General features: G+C 42.8%; 22 protein-coding genes. 20 read left to right on the forward strand and 2 right to left on the reverse strand.

Translation table 11 applies throughout. The features are described 5' to 3' along the window. Window positions 1–7 precede the first annotated feature (7 nt). From flhB to ABMY41_RS12945, 15 genes are all read left to right on the forward strand, one after another. A complete protein-coding gene (gene flhB / locus ABMY41_RS12875) occupies window positions 8–1,138 on the forward strand; it encodes a flagellar biosynthesis protein FlhB (RefSeq protein ID WP_175080822.1) in 1,131 nt (376 codons plus the stop codon). A gap of 71 nt (window positions 1,139–1,209) precedes the next feature. Continuing rightward, window positions 1,210–3,321 (forward strand): flagellar biosynthesis protein FlhA, encoded by a 2,112-nt coding sequence (gene flhA, locus ABMY41_RS12880; protein ID WP_287243244.1) that lies wholly within the window; start codon window positions 1,210–1,212, stop codon window positions 3,319–3,321. Between the two features lie 20 nt (window positions 3,322–3,341). Further along, window positions 3,342–4,823: a flagellar biosynthesis protein FlhF gene (gene flhF / locus ABMY41_RS12885; RefSeq protein WP_175082352.1), complete on the forward strand. Its 1,482-nt coding sequence runs from the start codon at window positions 3,342–3,344 to the stop codon at window positions 4,821–4,823. Further along, on the forward strand, window positions 4,816–5,676 hold the full coding sequence (locus ABMY41_RS12890; RefSeq protein ID WP_054553259.1) for a MinD/ParA family protein: 861 nt from the start codon (window positions 4,816–4,818) through the stop codon (window positions 5,674–5,676). The genes flhF and ABMY41_RS12890 overlap by 8 nt, the downstream gene beginning before the upstream one ends. 26 nt (window positions 5,677–5,702) lie before the next feature. Further along, window positions 5,703–6,413 (forward strand): RNA polymerase sigma factor FliA, encoded by a 711-nt coding sequence (locus ABMY41_RS12895; RefSeq protein ID WP_130166705.1) that lies wholly within the window; start codon window positions 5,703–5,705, stop codon window positions 6,411–6,413. A 40-nt stretch (window positions 6,414–6,453) separates the two neighbouring features. Continuing rightward, window positions 6,454–6,837, forward strand: coding sequence for a chemotaxis response regulator CheY (gene cheY, locus ABMY41_RS12900; RefSeq protein ID WP_016708035.1), 384 nt, complete (start codon window positions 6,454–6,456; stop codon window positions 6,835–6,837). 17 nt (window positions 6,838–6,854) lie between these two features. After that, window positions 6,855–7,622 carry a protein phosphatase CheZ gene (locus ABMY41_RS12905; protein ID WP_349274936.1) on the forward strand — a complete coding sequence of 256 codons (768 nt, stop codon included), beginning with the start codon at window positions 6,855–6,857 and terminating at the stop codon, window positions 7,620–7,622. A 15-nt stretch (window positions 7,623–7,637) separates the two neighbouring features. Further along, window positions 7,638–9,941, forward strand: a complete 2,304-nt coding sequence (locus tag ABMY41_RS12910) for a chemotaxis protein CheA (RefSeq protein ID WP_217874707.1) — start codon at window positions 7,638–7,640, stop codon at window positions 9,939–9,941. Window positions 9,942–10,017: 76 nt separating this feature from the next. Further along, entirely contained in the window at window positions 10,018–11,181 is a 1,164-nt protein-coding gene (locus tag ABMY41_RS12915; RefSeq protein WP_251600262.1) for a chemotaxis response regulator protein-glutamate methylesterase, read from the forward strand. Continuing rightward, entirely contained in the window at window positions 11,174–11,938 is a 765-nt protein-coding gene (locus tag ABMY41_RS12920; protein WP_349274939.1) for a flagellar motor protein, read from the forward strand. Before ABMY41_RS12915 ends, ABMY41_RS12920 begins: the two co-directional genes overlap by 8 nt. A 6-nt stretch (window positions 11,939–11,944) precedes the next feature. Continuing rightward, on the forward strand, window positions 11,945–12,904 hold the full coding sequence (locus ABMY41_RS12925) for a flagellar motor protein MotB (protein WP_054562169.1): 960 nt from the start codon (window positions 11,945–11,947) through the stop codon (window positions 12,902–12,904). A gap of 11 nt (window positions 12,905–12,915) precedes the next feature. Further along, on the forward strand, window positions 12,916–13,686 hold the full coding sequence (locus ABMY41_RS12930) for a ParA family protein (protein ID WP_054562168.1): 771 nt from the start codon (window positions 12,916–12,918) through the stop codon (window positions 13,684–13,686). A 2-nt stretch (window positions 13,687–13,688) separates the two neighbouring features. Then, window positions 13,689–14,447 carry a chemotaxis protein CheW gene (locus ABMY41_RS12935; protein WP_217874705.1) on the forward strand — a complete coding sequence of 253 codons (759 nt, stop codon included), beginning with the start codon at window positions 13,689–13,691 and terminating at the stop codon, window positions 14,445–14,447. Window positions 14,448–14,468: 21 nt separating this feature from the next. After that, the gene (locus ABMY41_RS12940; RefSeq protein WP_054553251.1) at window positions 14,469–14,966 is read left to right on the forward strand and encodes a chemotaxis protein CheW; all 498 of its coding nucleotides are present in this window, start codon (window positions 14,469–14,471) and stop codon (window positions 14,964–14,966) included. Window positions 14,967–14,981: 15 nt separating this feature from the next. Next, window positions 14,982–15,386, forward strand: coding sequence for a DUF2802 domain-containing protein (locus ABMY41_RS12945; RefSeq protein ID WP_055020709.1), 405 nt, complete (start codon window positions 14,982–14,984; stop codon window positions 15,384–15,386). Between the two features lie 32 nt (window positions 15,387–15,418). On the opposite strand, the gene ABMY41_RS12950 is transcribed toward ABMY41_RS12945, so the two are convergent. Both ABMY41_RS12950 and ABMY41_RS12955 read right to left on the reverse strand, forming a co-directional pair. Next, the gene (locus tag ABMY41_RS12950; RefSeq protein WP_054562165.1) at window positions 15,419–15,727 is read right to left on the reverse strand and encodes an EscU/YscU/HrcU family type III secretion system export apparatus switch protein; all 309 of its coding nucleotides are present in this window, start codon (window positions 15,725–15,727) and stop codon (window positions 15,419–15,421) included. 5 nt (window positions 15,728–15,732) lie between these two features. Beyond that, the gene (locus tag ABMY41_RS12955) at window positions 15,733–18,519 is read right to left on the reverse strand and encodes a flagellar hook-length control protein FliK (protein WP_349274943.1); all 2,787 of its coding nucleotides are present in this window, start codon (window positions 18,517–18,519) and stop codon (window positions 15,733–15,735) included. A 102-nt stretch (window positions 18,520–18,621) separates the two neighbouring features. Between ABMY41_RS12955 and ccmA the strand changes: the two genes are divergently transcribed. Genes ccmA through ccmE form a run of 5 tightly spaced genes read left to right on the forward strand, consistent with a single transcriptional unit; the run spans window position 18,622 to window position 21,349 of the window. Continuing rightward, on the forward strand, window positions 18,622–19,242 hold the full coding sequence (gene ccmA / locus ABMY41_RS12960; protein ID WP_095209716.1) for a cytochrome c biogenesis heme-transporting ATPase CcmA: 621 nt from the start codon (window positions 18,622–18,624) through the stop codon (window positions 19,240–19,242). Beyond that, entirely contained in the window at window positions 19,242–19,928 is a 687-nt protein-coding gene (gene ccmB / locus ABMY41_RS12965; protein ID WP_130166649.1) for a heme exporter protein CcmB, read from the forward strand. The genes ccmA and ccmB overlap by 1 nt, the downstream gene beginning before the upstream one ends. Window position 19,929: 1 nt before the next feature. Then, on the forward strand, window positions 19,930–20,667 hold the full coding sequence (locus tag ABMY41_RS12970; RefSeq protein WP_054553245.1) for a heme ABC transporter permease: 738 nt from the start codon (window positions 19,930–19,932) through the stop codon (window positions 20,665–20,667). A 2-nt stretch (window positions 20,668–20,669) separates the two neighbouring features. Beyond that, a complete protein-coding gene (ccmD, locus tag ABMY41_RS12975) occupies window positions 20,670–20,873 on the forward strand; it encodes a heme exporter protein CcmD (RefSeq protein WP_054553244.1) in 204 nt (67 codons plus the stop codon). After that, window positions 20,870–21,349, forward strand: coding sequence for a cytochrome c maturation protein CcmE (gene ccmE, locus ABMY41_RS12980; RefSeq protein WP_054562161.1), 480 nt, complete (start codon window positions 20,870–20,872; stop codon window positions 21,347–21,349). Before ccmD ends, ccmE begins: the two co-directional genes overlap by 4 nt.

The raw sequence follows: 21,349 nt of genomic DNA on the forward strand, positions 1-21,349 counted from the left end.
GCACGCCATGGCTGAAGATTCTGGTCAAGAAAAAACCGAAGAACCCACCGGGAAGAAAATAGACGACGCCAAGAAAAAAGGCCAGGTTGCCCGCTCGAAAGAGTTAGGTACCATGTTTGTGCTTATCTTCTCGGCAGTATCACTATTACTTTATGGTCCTGAAATTGGCAAAGGTCTTTATAATGTGATGGGGCGCTTATTAAGCCTTAATCGTAATGAAACCTACGACACCACTAAAATGTTTTCAGTGTGGGGAATTGTTGCGGATGCGTTGTTATTTCCTATGGCAATGTTTGTGTTGATCATCGTGATAGCCGCTTTTGTTGGGAACACTTTACTGGGGGGCTTTAACTTTAGTTGGCAAGCGGCAGCACCAAAAGCAAGTAAGATGTCGCCGGCTAAAGGTATTAAACGTATGCTTGGCCCTCAAGCAGGAGTAGAGCTAGTTAAGTCTATTTTAAAATTTGCTGTGGTTGCTGGCTTTGCGGTGTTTTTAATTAATACCTTCTTTGATGAAATATTACATTTAAGTATTGAAAGTGCACCTGGAAATATCATTCACGCGCTTGAAATTCTCGCTTGGATGTTTTTAGGCTTAACCTGTACTTTAATACTCATTGCCGCAATTGATGCTCCTTTTCAGAGTCATAAGCACCACAAAGAGCTTAAAATGACTCTACAAGAGGTGAAAGACGAATACAAAAATTCTGAGGGTGATCCACAAATAAAAGCGCGTATTCGTCGTACTCAGCGTGAAATGTCGCAAAGGCGTATGATGCAAGACGTGCCTGATGCCGATGTGATCGTAACCAACCCGACCCATTATGCTGTAGCACTAAAATACGATACAGCTAAAGCGGGTGCGCCTATTGTTCTTGCCAAAGGCGTGGACGAGCTTGCTATGCAAATTCGTAAAGTAGGCAAGGGTAATGACGTGCCAATTGTTGAATCACCCATGCTTACACGTGCGCTGTATCACACCACTGATGTGGGCAATCAAATACCCGATCAGCTATTCACTGCCGTTGCGCAAGTGCTAGCTTATGTCTTCCAGTTAAAACGCTTCCAAAAAGGGCGCGGTAAACGCCCTGTACCACTTAATAAAAAGCTCCCAATACCCGATGCCTACAAATACTAAACAGTAAATTTATAACTTGGAATAGTTATTGCAAATTCCGTGTAGTGTCAATTTTTTGAAATTGTTGAATTATGGAATTTAAAGCGGTATTACAACAACTTAACAGAGATAAAAAAGAGTATGCGAAGGGTATCGGCACGCCGTTAATGGTACTTGCTGCGCTGGGCATGGTGATTTTACCCCTGCCGCCATTTCTTTTAGATATTCTATTTTCGTTTAATATCGCGTTAGCACTGGTGGTGTTACTAGTTACTGTTTACACCATGAAACCACTTGAATTTGGTATGTTCCCTGCGGTTCTACTAATTGCAACCATCATGCGCTTAGCACTGAATGTCGCCAGTACCCGTGTGGTATTGCTAGAAGGTCATAACGGTGGAGATGCAGCCGGTAAAGTTATCGAGGCCTTTGGCTCGGTGGTTATCGGCGGTAACTATGCAGTTGGTTTAGTGGTCTTCCTAATTTTAATCATTATTAACTTTGTGGTTATCACCAAAGGTGCTGGCCGTATTTCTGAAGTATCAGCTCGCTTTACTCTTGATGCAATGCCAGGTAAACAAATGGCGATTGATGCTGACTTAAACGCCGGTTTCATCAGTGCAGAACAAGCCCGTGAACGTCGTGAAGAAGTTACTCGTGAAGCCGATTTCTATGGTTCAATGGATGGTGCAAGTAAGTTCGTAAAAGGCGATGCGATAGCGGGTATCGTTATTCTCGTGATTAATATCGTTGGTGGTTTATTTGTTGGTATGATCCAACATGATTTATCGTTCAGCCGTGCGATGGAAGTGTACACCTTGCTAACCATTGGTGATGGTCTAGTTGCACAGCTACCTTCACTATTACTGTCAATCGGTACCGCAATCGTTGTTACCCGTCAAAATGAATCGCACAATATGGGCGATCAAGTTAAGACACAGCTAGGTAACGAAAAATCACTTTATATTGCATCGGGTATTTTGATCATCATGGGTCTTGTACCAGGTATGCCGCATATTGCATTTTTAAGCTTAGGTGCATTACTCGGTTACCTTGCTTATTTCACACAACAACAAAAAGCCAAAGCAGAAGCCGAAAAAGCAGAGCAAGAAGCAAATGGTGGTGCACCAGGTACAGGTGTTGCCAACAAACAAGAACAAAAAGAACTGGGTTGGGATGATGTTCAGCAAGTTGATGTTATTGGTTTAGAAGTGGGTTATCGCTTAATTCCACTTGTTGACCAATCTCAAGGTGGTGAACTGTTAAATCGTATTAAAGGTGTGCGTAAGAAGCTTTCTCAGGAACTTGGTTTCTTGGTACCTCCTGTGCATATTCGCGATAATTTAGAGCTCGACCCTAACGCTTACAGAATTACTATGATGGGTGTTTCAAGCGGTGAGGGTGAGCTTAAGCATGGTGATGAGTTAGCGATTAATCCGGGCCAAGTATTTGGTCCAATCAAAGGGGTTGCCACTACAGACCCTGCATTTGGATTAGATGCGGTGTGGATCAAACCTGACCAAAAAGATGAAGCTCAATCACTTGGCTATACCGTCGTTGATTCTGCAACTGTGGTTGCAACTCATATTAGCCAGTTACTTACTAACAGTGCTGCTTTACTACTTGGTCATGAAGAAGTACAAAATTTACTAGATATGTTAGCGAAGAGTCATCCACGTCTTGTTGAAGGACTGGTTCCTGACGTATTACCACTTACTACTATCGTAAAAGTGCTACAAAACTTACTCAATGAAGGGGTGGCAATTCGCGATATGCGCTCGATTGTTCAAACCCTTGTTGAGTATGGCCCACGTAGCCAAGACCCAGATGTACTAACGGCTGCAGTGCGAATTTCACTGCGCAGACTAATCGTTCAAGACGCTGTTGGTATGTCTTCTGAGATCCCTGTCATAACCTTGGCGCCTGAGTTGGAACAGATGTTGCATCAGTCACTTCAGAATGCAGGTGACGAAGGTGCCGGAATAGAGCCAAGCCTTGCAGAGCGACTTCAACAATCATTGAATGAAGCGCATCAAAACCAAGAAATGGCCGGTGAACCTTCGATACTGTTAACGTCAGGAATGTTAAGAACTGTGTTATCTCGCTTCGTTAAGTACACCATCCCAGGTTTAAGGGTGATGTCTTACCAAGAGGTACCAGACGAAAGACAGATTAAGATTGTCAGCTCAGTAGGCCAACAATAGGATAGTAAAGGGGTTGAACCATGAAAATTAAACGTTTTTTTGCTAAAGATATGCGCACAGCACTGAAAGAAGTGAAAGATGAACTAGGTGTTGATGCGGTTATTATGTCGAACAAAAAGCTTGCTAACGGCGTTGAAATCGTTGCAGCTGTTGATTACGACAAAGCAGCCCCGAAAGCCGAAGCTAAACCAGCCGTGGCACAATCAGCACCTGCTCCAGAGCATAATTTTGTTAAACCTGAGCCAATGCGTGCTAAACCTGAGCCGCAAGCGAAAGTTGCTGATAGCCTACAAGCGTTACTTGAGCGTCAAGCCCCACGCCCTCGTTCGCCAGAGCTTGCGTCAATGTTTAGTCAATCTGGTATTGATACGAGTGAACACTATCAACCAAAAGAGCCAAGCTTTGAGCAGCAACAGCCTGAATATAAGCAAGCTCCTCGTTATCAACAGCAAGCAGCACCTCGTGTACAAACTCAAGCACATAGCTTAGGTTTTGATGACGACTTAGATTCTGGTTTTGATGATTTAGATTCACCAGCCGAGCACAAAAACTCAGCACCTGCGAATCAATCAGAAATGACGACTATGCGCGAAGAAATGAATGCGATTCGTCAATTACTTGAACACCAAGTATCTGGCCTAATGCAACAAGATATGGCGCGCCGCGATCCGACTCGTGCATGTATGATTGACCGCTTAGCAGGTATGGGCATTGAACGTGATGTTGCTGAGCAAATGGCGTGTTTCATTCCTGACGATGTATCACGTCAACAAGCGTGGCAAGCACTTCTGCAAATGGTTGAAAACCAAATGCATACAACGAATAACGAAATCCTGCGTCAAGGTGGTGTATTCGCATTAGTGGGTCCAACAGGCGTTGGTAAAACAACCACAGTTGCAAAATTAGCTGCACTGGGTGCACAAAAATATGGTGCTGATAAAGTGGCGTTGATCACCACTGATACCTACAGAATTGGTGCCTACGAACAATTGGCTACTTATGGTCGTATTATTGGCTGTGGTGTTAAGCAGGTAAAAGATGCGAATGAATTAGCTGAAGTGTTATACCATTTACGTAATAAGCGTCTAGTATTAATAGACACAGCGGGTATGAGCCAACGTGATTTACGTTTAACTGAGCAGTTAAATACCCTAATGCGTAATCAGCGTGTTGATATTCGTAGTTATTTAGTATTAAGTGCTACAGCACAGATAAATGTGTTGCAAGAAACCGTAAGACACTTTAAAAAGGTTCACCTAAGTGGCTGTATCTTCACTAAATTGGATGAATCTTTAAGTTTAGGTGAGATTATTAGCATAGCGATTCAAAATCGCCTGCCAATAGGGTATCTTACTAACGGTCAGCGCGTTCCTGAGGATATTCGCGTAGCGAATGCTGAAAAACTAGTGAAAAAAGCTGAACAATTGTATTTAAAACGAGCAAAAGCACAACATTCAAGACGTCAAGCAGTAGCGTCGAACACAGTAGGGATGTATGATTAATACAGTATTAGATCAAGCAAGCGGCCTGCGCAAAATGAATCAAAATAATAATAGTGGCGTTAAAGTTATCGCTGTTACTGGCGGTAAAGGTGGAGTGGGTAAAACCAACGTTTCACTCAATACCGCAATCGCATTAGGTCAGCAAGGAAATCGTGTATTAGTATTAGATGCCGATTTAGGTTTGGCAAACTGTGACGTAATGCTTGGCCTTCGTGTTGAACGTAATTTATCTCATGTTTTGTCAGGCGAGTGTGAGCTTGACGAAATTCTTGTTGAAGGCCCTGCGGGCATCAAAATTGTACCAGCGACGTCTGGTTCACAAAGTATGGTTGAATTAACGCCATCTGAGCATGCAGGCCTTATTCGCGCTTTTAGCGAGTTAAACACCGAATTTGATATATTAATTGTTGATACCGCCGCAGGTATTTCTGACATGGTATTAAGCTTTTCTCGTGCAGCCCAAGACGTTGTTGTGGTTGTATGCGATGAACCTACCTCAATTACTGATGCTTACGCACTTATTAAAGTGCTTAGCCGTGAGCATGGCGTATATAAATTTAAAATTGTTGCCAATATGGTGCGCAGTTTGCGTGAAGGGCAAGAATTATTTGCTAAACTTTCAAAAGTAACGGATCGTTTTTTAGATGTTTCAATGGAGTTGGTAGCAACCATTCCTTATGACGAGAACATGCGTAAATCTACGCGACGTCAAAAGGTGATTGTTGAATTATTCCCAAACTCTCCGGCAGCGGTGGCGTTTAAAACATTAGCAACAAAAGCAGTTAAGTGGCCGATCCCTAATCAACCGTCTGGCCATTTAGAATTTTTTATTGAAAAACTAGTAAACGGCTAACTATGACAACATCGGTGAATAAAGCGATGGGATATCAATCAGCACAGAATTTAAATGCGATTGTCGAAAAACATGCCTCTTTAGTCAAAAAAGTGGCATGCCATCTAATTGCTCGTTTACCTGCCAGTGTGCAACTCGATGATTTAATTCAATCAGGCATGATAGGCCTAATTGAAGCGTCAAAAAACTTTGATGCTAGCAAAGGTGCTAGTTTCGAAACCTTCGCTGGAATTCGTATTCGTGGTGCGATGTTAGACGAAATTCGTAGAGGTGACTGGGCGCCACGCTCTGTTCACCGAAATGCCCGCCTTGTGGCTGAAACCATTTCCGAATTAGAAAGCTCTTTAAATCGTGAGCCCAAAGATACTGAAGTCGCTGAAAAACTTGATATTACGCTAGATGAGTACCATCATATTCTACATGATGTAAATTCGAGTAAAGTATTAGGTATTGAAGATTTAGGTGTAGATGAAGACGTTATCACACCAGTAGGTCAGGATTTAGGACTAGACAAACCGTTTAATAACGTTAAAAATGAGCGGTTTAACCAGTCTCTATTAACGGCTATCCAATCGTTACCAGAAAGAGATGCTCTCGTTTTGTCTTTGTACTACAACGACGAAATGAACTTAAAAGAAATAGGACACATACTCGATGTTAGCGAGTCGCGTGTGAGTCAAATACATGGTCAGGCGATGATTAAGCTCAAAGCAAAAATCAATGACTGGATTAATTAGTAGTAAGTAAATAAAGGTTCAAACCTCACCGGAGGATGTTTTGGATAAAAACATGAAAATTCTTGTTGTTGATGATTTTTCTACAATGAGACGTATCATTAAAAATCTATTAAGGGATTTAGGTTTTACCAATGTGCAGGAAGCTGACGACGGTTCAACAGCATTGCCAATGCTACAAAATCAAGAATTTGATTTTGTTGTAACAGATTGGAACATGCCTGGTATGCAAGGTATTGATTTGTTACGTGCAATTCGTGCTGATGATAGCCTTAAGCATATTCCTGTTTTAATGGTGACAGCTGAAGCGAAAAAAGAACAAATTGTTGCTGCTGCTCAAGCAGGTGTAAATGGCTATATCGTTAAACCATTCACTGCTGCGACACTTAAAACCAAATTGGAAAAAGTGTTTGAACGTCTAGGTTAATCTAAGGGGAGAGGCTTATGTCAGCACTTGCTGCGCCTCAAATAAGTTTAGAGCAAGCTCGTCAACTTGTTGAGTATCTTGAAAATGGTGAACAAGAAAAAGCGGATAAGCTCATTCTTGACGCTGCATCAAAAGAACAATCAGAGTTGTTTGCTGAAGTCGGCAAATTGACGCGTCAGCTTCATGAAGCATTAAAAAACTTTGACCTAGATACTCGTCTCACTGATTTAACTACCGAAGCGATCCCAGACGCTAAGCAGCGCTTAAATTATGTTATGGAAATGACAGAAAGCGCCGCCAATAAAACCATGGATGCGGTTGAAGCAAGTTTACCAATAGCGCAACAACTTGCTGATGAAATTGCCGCAATCAAACCTACGTGGGATCGTTTAATGAACCGAGAAATTGAACTCGGTGAATTTAAATCGTTATGTCATAGCTTAGATAAGTTCATGAATAACTCGCATACCAAAACCGATGAGCTCCAAGGTTTGATGACTAATGTGCTGTTGGCGCAGGATTATCAGGATTTAACCGGACAAGTTATTCGCCGTGTTATTGAGTTGGTGCGAGAGGTAGAAGACAGTTTAATTAATCTCTTAACTGTGTTTGGCAGTCAAGAAGATGGTCATCAACAACAAGAAAAACAGGCCATAGAAAAAGCACCTGCAACAAGTGACACACTAGCAGGTCCTGAAGGGCCAATTATTGATAAAGAGTCTCGCGATGATGTTGTCTCAGGACAAGATGAAGTCGATGATCTATTATCAAGCCTGGGCTTCTAAGAGGAGAGTAGCTGCATGAGCTTTGAAGTCGATGAAGATATATTACAGGATTTCCTTGTTGAAGCAGGAGAAATCTTAGAGCTTTTGTCAGAGCAATTAGTCGAGCTTGAAAACAACCCAGAAGACAAAGATCTATTAAACGCCATTTTTAGAGGCTTCCATACTGTTAAAGGTGGTGCAGGCTTCTTAAGTATGACTGAACTTGTAGATGCGTGTCATGGTGCAGAGAATGTTTTCGATTTATTACGCCAAGGTCTGCGCAGTGTAACACCAGAACTAATGGACGTAATTTTACAGGCTCTCGACACTATCAACGAAATGTTCGCTACGATTCAAAATCGCGAACAGCCAGAGCCTGCAGACCCAGCCCTATTAGAAGTCCTTCATAAATTAAGTCAGCCACCGACTGCAGAAGAGCTTGCAGGTGAAGATTTATCTGTAGCAGACGTTGTTGCAGTTGCACCTGAAGAACCCGCAGTTGAAGAGCCAGTTGTTGATACGCCTGAAGTCACAGCAGAAACAACAACAGACAACATCGATGAAGATGACCCATTTGCGTTTGATATGTTATTTGATGGCGGCGGTCTTGCAGATAGCAACGCTGAGTCACAAAATATTGACGAAATCACCGAAGACGAATTTGAAAGCCTACTAGATGAACTTCATGGTAAAGGCCAAGGCCCAGCAGCACCTGCTGCAGATACTGTAAGCAATGACAGTGACGATATTACCGATGATGAATTTGACAGCTTATTAGACGAACTGCATGGCGTTGGTAACTTTGGTGAAGTAAAACAAGATACTCCTGCTCAGTCTGAAGCTACAAAGCCTGCACAGGCTGCTCCTCAGGCGTCTGCAGCAGAACCTTCAAGCAATGACTCAGACGATGAAATTAGCGATGACGAGTTTGAAGCACTGCTTGATGAATTACATGGTAAAGGTACTGCTCCTCAGTCTTTAGAAACGACTGCGCCAGAAAAAGCGCCTGAACCACCAAAAGCAGAACCTGCAAAACCAGCACAGCCTGCAGTATCAAAACCGGCACCTGCGCCTAAACCTGCTGCCGCAGCGCCTAAACCGGCTCCAGCACCTGCAAAAGCACCAGAAAAATCGCCTGCTGCTTCTGCTGCACCGAAAAAAGCGCCACCACCACAGGCAGAAACAACGGTACGTGTTGATACTAAACGTCTCGATGAAATCATGAATATGGTGGGTGAGCTGGTATTGGTCCGAAACCGCTTAGTGAGCCTTGCTAATAACAGCAATAGCGAGTCAATGGGTAAAGCCATCTCTAACCTAGATGTGGTAACCGCAGACTTGCAAGGCGCGGTGATGAAAACCCGGATGCAGCCAATTAAGAAAGTATTTGGCCGTTTCCCACGGGTTGTTCGTGACTTAGCCCGTAGCTTGAAAAAAGATATTAACCTGCAGCTAGTTGGTGAAGAAACCGATTTAGATAAAAACCTTGTTGAAGCACTTGCTGATCCATTGGTGCACTTAGTGCGTAACTCTGTTGACCATGGTATTGAAATGCCAGACGTGCGTGAAGCCGCAGGTAAACCACGTACAGGTACCGTAACGCTTTCGGCATCACAAGAAGGTGATCACATCCTACTAACCATTCGTGATGATGGTGCAGGTATGGATGCTGAGAAACTGAAAAAAATCGCAATTAGCAAAGGTGTGATTGATCACGACCAAGCAAGTCGCTTGTCGGATACCGAAGCGTACAACTTAATCTTTGCACCAGGTTTCTCAACCAAAGAAGAAATCTCTGACATCTCAGGCCGTGGTGTCGGCATGGATGTTGTTAAAACTAAAATCACTCAGTTAAATGGCTCGGTTAATATTCAGTCTGAGCTGGGTGTAGGTACTGCACTTGAAATCAAGGTGCCATTAACACTTGCTATCTTACCGACCTTAATGGTTGTTGTGGGTGAGCAAACCTTCGCATTACCACTTGCTGGTGTTAGCGAAATTTTCCACCTTGATTTAACTAAAACTAACGTAGTTGATGGCCAACTGACAATTATTGTACGTGAAAAAGCGATCCCGCTTTTCTATTTACAACATTGGTTAGTAAAAGGTGCCAACCGCCAAGAGCGTAAAGCAGAAGGCCACGTGGTTATTGTACAAATAGGTACTAAGCAAGTGGGCTTTGTCGTTGACTCGTTAATAGGTCAAGAGGAAGTTGTTATTAAACCTTTAGATGCCTTATTACAAGGCACACCAGGTATGGCAGGTGCGACAATTACTTCTGATGGTGGGATTGCACTGATCCTCGACGTACCTAGCATGCTTAAACACTACGTTGGCTAATAATAAATAATAAATAATAAATAATAAAGTGCAGTATTTAGCTGCACTTTGAATGATATAAAACAAGAGAGTGCCAATGGCAGTCAAAGTATTAGTTGTTGATGATTCAAGCTTTTTTCGCCGTCGTGTCAGCGAAATTTTAGAGCAAGACAGCAATATTCAAGTGATAGGTTTTGCCGTAAACGGTCGTGAAGCGGTAGATAAAGCCCGTGAACTAAAACCTGATGTAATTACTATGGATGTTGAAATGCCGGTTCTTGATGGCATTAGTGCCGTAAAAGAAATAATGGCAGCAACACCAACTCCTATTTTAATGTTCTCATCACTCACTCGTGATGGTGCAACCGCAACCCTAGATGCACTGGATGCTGGGGCGTTAGATTTTTTACCGAAAAAATTTGAAGACATTGCACGCAACAATGAAGATGCAATCGCACTTTTGCAAAATAAAGTAAAAGAAATTGGTCGCCGTCGCCTTTCTCGTTTTTCGCGCCCAGCACCTATTTCGCGACCAACTCCGGCTCCTGCACCAAGGAGCAGTAGCACTGCAAATACGAGTAGCGGTATTGTTCAACCTGATCGCAGCTTTAGCCGTCCAGCTCCTGCTAGTTCGCCTGCCGCATCGTCTTCGAGTACGAGTAACATTCGCGCTTCGGGCAAGCAATATCAGTTAGTTGCTATTGGCACATCAACCGGTGGGCCTGTAGCGCTACAAACAATTTTAACTCAGCTGCCAGCTAACTTTCCGCATCCTATTTTGCTTATTCAGCATATGCCAGCTGCGTTTACACCTGCTTTTGCTGCACGCCTTAATGGCTTATGCAGAATCAATGTGAAAGAAGCGCAAAATGGTGACCGTTTAGTGCCTGGTACCGCTTATTTAGCGCCAGGTGGTCAACAAATGCTAATAGAAGGACGAGGCGGCTCTCGCACACTGCGTGTGTTTGAAGACGACAGTCCGCGTATTACTTACAAACCGAGCGTTGATGTCACCTTTGCTAGTGCTGCAAAAACCTTTGGTGGTGATGTGCTAGCTGTAGTTTTAACGGGCATGGGCGCAGATGGCCGTGATGGTGCGCGTATGCTTAAGCAAGTCGGTGCTACTATTTGGGCGCAAGATGAAAAAACCAGTGTGGTGTATGGTATGCCACAAGCTGTTGCAAATGCGGGGCTAGCGAGCGAGAGCTTAGCACTCACTGATGTTGCAGCTCGCCTAACGCGTGAGACTGGCTGTGGATAAGCTATCTTTTCTTGGCTTAATTGTCGCGATAAGTGCCATCGCCTTTGGTTATGCATTAGAGGGCGGGGTTGTTTCTGCACTGTTTAATGGTCCTGCGCTTATCATCGTACTCGGTGGTACGCTTGGGGCTGTGATGCTTCAAACCCCTGCAAGTGTTTTTACTAAAACACTGAAGATCAGTCATTGGGTGTTCTTTCCGCCGTATCACGATATTGATGCAGCCATTGAAGAAGTAAAGCGTTGGTCACACAAAGCACGCCAAGAAGGATACTTAGCCCTTGAGTCTGATGCGCTGTCGCATTCAGACCCGTATGCGGCAAAAGGATTGAGTCTACTTGTTGATGGGGTTGATGAGCAAAAGCTTAGAGATACCCTTGAAATTGATTTAATGCTTGAGCGCGAGCGCTTACTTGAGGTAAGCCGAGTTTACGAAGCCATGGGCGGTTATAGCCCTACAATTGGTATTCTAGGTGCGGTACTCGGTTTGATTCAGGCTATGCAATTTATCACCGATCCTGAAAAACTGGGTGCCGGTGTGGCTACTGCGTTTATCGCTACTATTTACGGTGTTGGTTTAGCTAACTTATTATTCTTGCCGATGGCGAATAAACTTAAGCAACAAGTTGAGCAAAAAATGCTGTATCATGAACTACTTGCTGAAGGCATTATTGCTATTTCGCAAGGTGAAAGCCCACTAAATATCGAACTAAAACTTGAGGCGTACCGTGTAGAGCGCCCAAGCTTAGTTGACGAGTAATTTATTATGATGCGCCGTCGTCTGCGTCATAACACGTCAAAAAACCAACATACTGAACGCTGGCTTGTCTCTTATGCCGATTACATGACCATCATGTTTGCTTTTTTTGTGGTCATGTATGCTATCGCAATTAGTAAAAATGAAGACTTTCAGATTCTCTCAGACTCACTGGAGCAGGTGTTCGAAAAATCAGCTCGTCAGCAACAACAGGTTGGCACTGGGGTTAACGGCACAGGCATATTAACTGACAGAGTTAGTCCTGAGAACGACATTCTATACGGTGAGAGCATTCGTAAAGATGAGCAGGGTCCTGAATTACTCGATGGACAAAGCGAAACCAGCAATATTGAGAAAAAACATCTCGGCAAGCCTCTCGACAGCTTACTTACTAAATTACAGTCTGCGCTTATTGATGAAATTCGTGATGGCGAAGCGAGTTTAGAGCTTCACCAAGATTGGCTTATCATCGAATTAAGTTCAGGTATGTTATTTTCATCGGGCAGTGCTGTTGCACAGCAGCGTGCCAAGCAAGTTGTTGGTTTAGTGAAAGATATTATCGCGCCGGTTGATAACTACATTCGCGTGCGTGGTTATACCGATAACGAAGGAATTCGTAATGAGATGTTTCGCTCAAATTGGGAGCTATCTGTAGCGCGGGCTACATCCGTACTGGTTGAGCTTGAGAGTTTAGGCATTAACCCTGCGCGTATGGCTATTGAAGGTTACGGTCAGTATTCGCCCTTCGCAAGTAATGACACTGAGCAAGGCCGCGCAGAAAACCGCAAAGTGGTTGTTGCATTGTCTAAATATGGTTTACCGCCAAAAGAGCCAGAAAATACTGAACAAGAGTCACAAAACCAACCGCAACAGACGACAGAAATTGAGTTGCCAAGCGATGACAACAGCATTAAAGTGATTCAATTACCACATGGTGGCATTAGGATTACCACGCGCAATGAACAATAATAAGGTGTGATGTGAAAGTTTGGACCGTAGCGAATCAAAAAGGTGGGGTAGGGAAAACCACCACAGCCGTTAGCCTTGCTGGTATTCTCGCTTTACAAGGAAAACGCGTGTTACTTATTGACACCGATCCGCATGCATCATTGACTTATTATTTTGGTATAGATTCAGAAGACTTAGAAGTTAGCGTGTATGATATCTTTGCGCGCGGCAATAACATGGCCAGTGAAGAAATTTTACAGGCTCTATGTCCATCAACACTTGAAAACCTTGATATCTTACCTGCGACGATGGCAATCGCGACGCTTGATAGAAGCATGGGCAATAAAAATGGTATGGGCTTAATACTAAAAAAAGCACTGGCCAAAATTAGTGACCATTATGACTATGCAATTATTGATTGCCCGCCTGTTTTAGGGGTTTTGATGGTCAATGCTCTTGCAGCTAGTGAGCGAATTTTAGTGCCAGTACAAACAGAGTTTCTGGCCTTAAAAGGGCTTGATCGTATGATGCGTACGATGGAGTTGATGCAAACATCGCAAGCAAAACAGTACCAATATACAATTATTCCTACAATGTACGATAAACGTACTAAAGCATCACTTGAAGCTTACAAGACTCTGCAGGATAATTACAAAGATAAAGTATGGTCAGGCGTGGTTCCTGTCGATACAAAGTTTAGAGATGCTAGTTTAGCACAACAAGTGCCGATTCAATTTTGCCCGCGTTCGCGTGGGGTATTTGCCTATCGCGCGCTGCTTGATTACTTAGTTGCACAAGGTTAAAGATGAGTAAGCATTTATTTGCCAATGAAAAAGTGATGACCCAATATTTGGGCGCTTTGTTGTGTGAAGATGAGCCTACAGACCAAAATCTTGAGCCAGTCGCAAAGCTGCTGGAGCAGGTTAAAGAGCCTGAAACTAAGACGGAAGAAAAGCTGACAGACGTTCAGCTTACTCCAGAACCTGTTTTACCACCCCCAGAACCGACTAAAGAGCTTGAGAAAACCGAGAACCAAGCTAATATCAAAGATATAGTCACAGAACCTAAAGCTGAACTGGTTGCAAAAACCTCGTCTGATCGTCAAGAAGACTATTTTGATGGTGAATTTCAGGCATTATTCTTTGAGGTTGCAGGGTTAACGCTTGCTGTACCGTTAAAAGCATTAGGGGGAATTCATCAGCTGGCTGAGGTTAACCAATTATTTGGTAAACCTAAATGGTTTAAAGGTGTAATGCTAAACCGTGAAGAAAAACTAAATGTTGTTGATACTGCACGTTGGGTTATGCCAGAAAAGTATGATGAAAAATTAGAACAATCATTAGATTATCAGTATTTAATCACCTTAGGTGACAGTCAATGGGGATTATTGGCTGAAAAGCTCGTAAATAATATTACGCTTCGTAAAGAAGATGTAAAATGGCGAGCAAAATCAGGTAAGCGGCCTTGGCTTGCAGGTGTTATCAAAGAGAAAATGTGCGCCTTGATTGACGTTGAAAATTTAAATCAATTGCTAGAGCAGGGCTTAGACAGCCGTGAGCAGTAACTATTTTTACGGAGTAATAGCATGAGTGAAGAAAGACTACTGTCAGCAAATAAAAACGCTGATAGCAACGATGAAGTGTTACAGTGGGTAACCTTTAAACTTGAAGAAGAAACGTACGGCATTAACGTAATGCAAGTACAAGAAGTACTTCGCTATACCGAAATTGCTCCTGTACCAGGTGCGCCTTCTTATGTATTAGGTATTATTAACCTACGTGGTAATGTTGTTACTGTTATCGACACTCGTGCACGTTTTGGCTTAATGGGTGCTGAGGTCACTGATAACTCTCGTATCGTTATCATTGAAGCTGAAAAGCAAGTGATTGGTATTTTAGTCGACAGTGTCGCAGAAGTGGTTTACCTACGTAGCTCTGAAATTGACAGTGCGCCAAATATTGGCACAGAAGAAAGTGCTAAGTTTATCCAAGGTGTATCTAACCGTGATGGTGAGTTACTGATCTTGGTTGATCTTAATAAATTATTAAATGACGATGAGTGGGACGAGCTAAGCGCACTATAAGCGTTTGGAAATTATATGCTGTTATACTCTTTGTTTGGTGCCTCAATCTTACTTGTATTAGTGTGTTTGGGGCTTATTTTTGTCAATAACAATAAGCAAGCGGCGGCGATTCAAGCCAAGCAAAAACAGTTACAAGAAGCTCAACAGCAATTGAGTATTTTACGTAGCGAAGTGGCTGAGATGCGAGCTGGCATGCTGAGTATTGGCAAACGCGTTGTTGCTGTTGAAGAAAAAAGTAAAGAGCTTGAACAGCTACAAGATGCACAAAAATATGATGATCCGAATGCGAAAATTTATTCGCGAGCGGTTAAAATGGTTGAGCTAGGCGCTGATTTAGAAGAAATAATTCGTGAATGCGAATTACCCAGAGCCGAAGCTGAGCTACTCATGTCACTTCATAAACAAAAAGGCGCCCAATAAGGCGCTTTTTTTTATTTGAGTACATTTGAGCACTAGGCTTGAATGTTGAGCTTACCTTGAAAGTCTTGCCAACCTGGTGGAAATTTACCACGCAATACGTACGAAAAAGCAATTAACTCGGCAATGACATAATAGAGCTCTTTCGGTATTTCTTCACCTAACTCAAGATGCGATAAGGTTTGGGCCAAATCCGCATCTTGGTGTATCAAAATACCTTTTTGCTCAGCAAGTTTGACGATTTCTTCAGCCAATTCACCAAAGCCTTTACTGGTTACTCGTGGCGAGCTACCAGCTTCGTAGAGTAAGCCAATTGCTGATTTATGCACCGCTTGTTCACTCATAAGAATTACACCTTAATGTTAATAATCGCATGGGATTTATAAAAAGCTTGGTGGCTTGACGTCCCTTGTTGCAAGTTTAACTCACCTACATTTAAGCCATGGCCTGCTAATTTATGACGCAGCGTTTCTAAATGCGGATGAGCAAGCGCTGTCACTTCTTGTGAAGACGCTAGCAACTGGCAATCAACCGCTTTATCCATCACCTCTGCGGTAATTTGTAACTTGCCAAGCTGAGCATAATCAAAGTTTAATCGCACAAACCAGACATTCTTAGCTTCGAGTTTATTTTTACTTGGCTTTTTATATTGTCCTAAGCTGATTTCTGTTTGCCCTGTTTCAGGAGGTAACTTCATCGGTAAGAAAAACTGCGCTAAAGCACTATTATCTTGTTGCTGATTGATAGGTGTTGTTTGCACCTGAGCCAACGTGTTTTTTAGTTGTGAGGCTTCAGCCGCCATGGCTTGCATCGCAGGCTGCTGTAGCTGCTCGAGTAATTTATTACCGTTAACGGCTTTAAAGTTGGGCACTAACACTTGCAGTAAGGCATCAAGACCAGTCTGATTATTAAAACTAAGGTTGGTTGGTGCTTGATTAATAATTGGCGCGGCAAGTGAAGCCACTGCTAATTGTTCTAACCCTTGGCTAAAGCTCGCTTGCTGAGTCTGGCTAAGTAATGCTGTTGGCCTGAGGATACTTAAAAGCTCTCGTTCAATCGTAGTAGGATGCATGTTTTGACTCGAGATCATGCGATTAAATGCTTGATTTACGAGTCGATTTAAATCTACCGAAGACGATGTGTTTTGCTCACTCAGAGCTACAAGTTTTTCTGTTAATTGCACTGGTAGAGGTGTGCTTGCTAAAGGTTTGCTTTCAGGAAGCGGTAATAGCTTCGCAATCAGCGTGGCCTCAATCGGTCTTATCGGCAACAATGGCTGACTCAAGTTAGGTTCTTTCAAAGCTAAGTAGGGGGCATGTAATTGAGTTTGCTGCTGAGCAACTTTTTGTAACCCTGCTGTTTGCTCAGCTGCTGTTCGAGTCGCTGAGTTATTCTGTTTTATTTGTTCATTAGGCGTTGCCGCTACAAGGTTTTTAGCCACTGTTTTTATTGCTCGATCAGCTTGTTGTTGCGAAGGAGCAGGTGCCCCTTTTAAATCTGGCTTTGCATTTTGTGCAGTAGGGTTGGGCGCTGAGTTTAATGTCGCTTGTTTAGTTTGTGTAATCTGCTCACTAAGATTTTTAACTACTGAATTAGCAAGGTTATTTTTAGCTTGAGCGAGCTGCTCGGTGGCTGGTTTGTCAGATTTCATGGCAGTAACAGCGCCGCTAACTGCTTTGTTGTCTACAGGTGCTTTTTGCAAAGTGTTATCAGTGCTCAGTAACGGTGGTTGTGTTTTGCTACTGTTTATTGCTGTTTGACTCGCCTGAGTTTGTGCACTAGCAATCGGCTCTAAACTGACTTTTATCCGTTGCAGTAACTGTATTAATGGTGGAGCCTTGTTATAACTCACGGGTAAGCTAACTTGCTTTGTAGACTGACTTTCGGTTAATGGCTCTGTCTTTTTAGTCGCAGGTAATGGCGTATTTGCTGTAACTGGCCCACTGGTATTTTGCGCTACTTGGAGGGCGGCGTGTTGTGGCGAGCTTTGTTGAATAGCGGCAAACTTTACTATATTGATTTTATTAGCATTAAAGCCCAGTTGGCTAATCGTATTTTTGCTTTCAATCAGCTGATGCGTTGACTGGTTAACAGCCGCTTTGGTGGTAGCGGGGAGCTTTTCAAAATAGCGCACAGCATCACTAATACGCGTTTTTAAATCAGCAAAACTGTCTTTTAGCCAAGAGCTAATGGGGGAATTTGAGCTGCTCGATGGCGCTATCAACGTATTCTTAGGTTCAACAGCTTGGCTTTTTAAGGCTTGATTGAATGTCTCTGACAGCGAGTTCTTTAACAGTATTTGTTGCACAGGTGCTTTACTTATAAGTTCAATAGTATTTTTAACTTGCTGGGGGATTAGTTTTAATGCATGAGGATGAAATTGCCACTGCGCTTGAATTTGCTTAGCTTGTTTTGGCGATATTGTAGGTAGCGGTAAAGTTAATTCATTACTTTGCTTGTTTGCAACGCTTAACTGTACTTGTTGCCCAGCTAATTTTAAATTCATTTCAGGGGTTAGCTTAGCCACCAACTCAGCTACTTTTTGTTGGCTAACACTTTGCTGATGGAGTGAATCCCCAAAGCGATTAATAATGTTTAAATTAAAGCTATTTTGTTGGTTGGTAGCAGGCAGCAAAATGGCTTTAAGTGGTGCTTCAGCTTTTAAAAGAGCAACCAGGCTATTGTGAAGAGCAAACTCAGCTTTTAATGTTGGTAGTTGTAGTAAAGGTTTACTTGGCGCAATCTGAGCAGGGTGCGGCATATTTGTATTTGCGCTCCCTTGCGTTAGTAAGTTCAGTAGTGCTTGTAATTGCTGGCTTTTGCCAAGTGTAATAGTCAGCGGTGCTGGTGTGATAGTCAGCTGTTTACCATCACTACTTAATTGAATATTGGCCGCTAAAAAGCGCTCAGTTTTAAGATTTTCTTGCTCTGTTGATAAGCGCAGTGTTTGCCATGAGTTATTGATTAGCACGTCCATTTGCACGCTTTGCTTACCAATTACGATATTTCGGGCAGTTAAGCTCTGCTCAGCCAGCATTTTTAAGGCATCATTAGGTGATTGCTGTGATGCACTGCTGATTGCTTTTGGGTCTAGATTAAGCTGAGTGCTGAGAGTCAACTGGCTTTGTTTATTCATTATTTTAGATCAAATATAAGTTAATCGTTTTAAAGCAATATTCGTATTACCCTATCATTATGGTAGACTAACGCCTAATTTTGGGTATAGAGAATCGTCATCTTGTTACACATTAAGGCCGTCACCTGCATCAAGCAAGATCGTTGTTTGTTTGCGGATCTTAATTTCAGCTTGAAATCGGGACAAATTATGCAATTAGCTGGTCCGAATGGGGCTGGTAAAACATCATTATTGCGTATTATCGCGGGTTTCGCTATGGCGGATGAAGGCGATGTTTTGTTCCAAGAACGCTCGATTACAAAATACTATGATGAATATGCACAAGAGTTATTATTCATCGGCCATAAAACGGGTGTAAATACACAGCTTACCGCCCTTGAGAATGTCGCATTTTGGCTAAAAATTAATGGCTACGATAGCAAACAAGACTTGTATCCGATCTTAGCAAAAATAGGCTTAGTAGGTCTTGAGGATGTGCCCGTTCGTATGTTGTCAGCAGGGCAACAGCGCCGTGTCGCTTTAGTAAGACTGTGGCTGAATAGTGCCAAACTATGGATCCTTGATGAGCCATTTACGGCCCTTGATAAAAGCGGCGTTGCATTTTTACAAGAACGCTTTGTTGAGCACCTAAATGCTGGTGGCGCGATTCTTTTAACTACCCACCAAGACTTAACGACACATTTTAGTGACCTACAAACAGTGACTTTGGAGTATCGCCACTGATGGTAAAACAGCATTCGTATTGGCAATTATTCACTGCGGTTTTTTCTAAAGATCTTAAATTAGCGTTTCGTCAGCGTGCTGAAATCGTTAACCCTATCTTGTTTTTTCTTATTGTTATTACACTTTTTCCGTTAGCAATTGGCCCTGAACCCGGTCTACTTGCTCGTATGGCACCGGGCATTATTTGGGTCGCTGCGTTACTCTCAACTATGTTGGGCCTAGATAAGCTATTTCGTGATGATTATCACGACGGAACATTAGAGCAATTAATTGCATCATCATACCCATTACCGTTAACTGTCCTTGCAAAAGTGGCAGCGCATTGGGTGATCACGGGGCTGCCTTTAGTGTTAATGACCCCGGTATTTGCTTTGTTATTGAATTTAGAAAGTTCAGCGCTTTTAGCAACCGTTCTGACCTTATTGTTAGGTACGCCATTGCTTAGCTTCATTGGCGCAATTGGCGCTGGACTTACTGTGGGGCTACAAAAAGGCGGCATTTTAATGAGTTTGCTTGTTTTGCCTTTGTATATCCCTGTACTAATTTTTGCAACCTCGGCTATTGATACCAGCTCTATGGAGCTTGCCTATAGCGGACAGCTTGCAATCCTTGGTGCCATGCTAATCGTAGCGATTATAGCGGCGCCAATTGCCATATCGTCAGCATTGAAAGTGAGTGTAAGTTAATATGTGGAAGTGGTTACATCCCTACGCAAAAGCAGATCGTGCTTACCAATTGTGTAACACCTTACTGCCTTATTTCGCCGTCGTTACGGTGGTTTGTATGATTGTTGGATGGGTCTGGGGGCTTGCTTATGCCCCAGCTGATTACCAACAAAAAGACAGCTACCGAATTATTTTTATCCATGTGCCTTCAGCTATTTTATCTATGGGCGCTTACTCTTCTATGGCGATTGCAGCAGTGATCGCACTAGTATGGCAATTACGTAATGCAGAACTTGCAGTGATTGCAATTGCACCTGTCGGGGCATGTGTGACAGCGATAGCATTAATTACCGGTGCAGCATGGGGTAAACCTATGTGGGGCGCATGGTGGGTGTGGGATGCACGTCTTACCTCTGAGTTAATTCTGTTATTTTTATACCTTGGTGTGTTATCGCTTTATCATGCTTTTGAAGATAAGAAAGCAGCGGGGCGTGCTGCTTGTATCTTAGCCATTGTTGGGGTTATCAACTTACCGATTATTCACTTCTCGGTGGAGTGGTGGAATACCTTGCATCAAGGTGCAACCATTACAAAGTTTGATACTAAAGCTATTGATCCAAGCATGTTTTGGCCATTAATGGTTAACATTGTTGCGTTTGCAGGTTTTGTTGGTGTGGTGACGTTAATCCGTCTTAAAAACGAAATTCTCCAACGTGAAAAGCATCGCCCTTGGGTGCGTGATATGGTTGAGCGAGGTTAATCATGCAGTTTGATTCTTTTGCAGATTTTATTGCCATGGGTGGCTATGGCTTTTATGTATGGTTGTCTTTTGGTAGCTGTGCATTAATTTTACTTGGTATTTTATTTAGTTCGTTAAACGATACAAAACGTATTTTCTCTTCAGTAAAGCAGCAAGCACAACGTGAAGAGCGCATTAAGAAAGCGAAGCAAGAGGCAGGGCAATGAATCCAAGACGTAAAAAACGTTTATTAGCTGTTGTAGCCATTATTTTTGGTGTGGGTGCAACGATTGGTTTAGTGCTATACGCACTGCAAGAAAACATCAATTTATTCTATACCCCAAGTGAACTTGTTGAGGGTAAAGGACCAAACAAAGAAAAACCGCATATTGGTCAGAAGCTACGTATTGGCGGCATGGTTGTACCTGGCTCAGTTGTTCGTGACGAATCAAGCTTAAAGGTAAGCTTTAAACTGATTGATAAAGGCCCTATGGTGACAATTAATTATCAAGGGATTTTGCCGGACTTATTCCGTGAAGGCCAAGGGATTGTGGCGCAGGGCGTGCTAGTTAAAGCCAATGAAATTGATGCCTTTGAAGTACTTGCAAAGCATGATGAAGAGTACATGCCTGCAGAAGTTGCTGAAGCTGTGAAGGGTATCAAGCACGAAAAACCGACGTATAACTTAGATAACGGCAATTAA

Origin of the sequence: Pseudoalteromonas sp. BZA4 (assembly GCF_040104395.1) — a bacterium.
Classification (GTDB): domain Bacteria; phylum Pseudomonadota; class Gammaproteobacteria; order Enterobacterales; family Alteromonadaceae; genus Pseudoalteromonas.